Origin of the sequence: Rhizobium sp. 18055 (assembly GCF_902706285.1) — a bacterium.
GTDB lineage: Bacteria > Pseudomonadota > Alphaproteobacteria > Rhizobiales > Rhizobiaceae > Rhizobium.
This window is the reverse complement of record NZ_CACSKD010000479.1, coordinates 1-390: the sequence shown is the minus strand read 5'-3', so window position 1 is coordinate 390 and position 390 is coordinate 1. Positions and strand designations below refer to the sequence as shown.

The following is a 390-nucleotide window of genomic DNA, read 5'->3' as shown; positions in this document are numbered from 1 at the left end:
AGATTGGCATGCCCACTGATGCGACGAAGATCGCGGGTGTTTCCGGGCTCAGGCGTTCTTACCCACGTTGTGATGTCGATGCGACGCGCTGTGAGACCCCGCACCAGATCGTCGGAACAGCCATGATCACTGACGACCGCCACTCGAAGATCGCAGGGCTCGGTGACTACGCCCGCTTCATATAAGTGATGCGCAACTTTTGCCGGGACTTCGACATGTCCATCGGCGCTTGCCGTCGCGCCGCGCAGTCGGAAAGACCGGCCATCCGGAGCGAGGAGGCGTAACCCGCCTGAAACCGAGACCCAAGGACAATCAAGTTCAACGTGCATGACCTGAGTTTTCCCAGGACCTGGGAGCTTACGTAAGTCCCGGCGAAGAAACGGGCAACAC

General features: G+C 59.5%; 1 protein-coding gene. It reads left to right on the top strand.

The annotated features are described in order from the left end of the window. Window positions 1-185, top strand: a 185-nt coding sequence (locus GVL52_RS30730; protein ID WP_210254141.1) for a hypothetical protein, incomplete at its 5' end; no start/stop codon positions are given. Window positions 186-390: the final 205 nt, after the last annotated feature.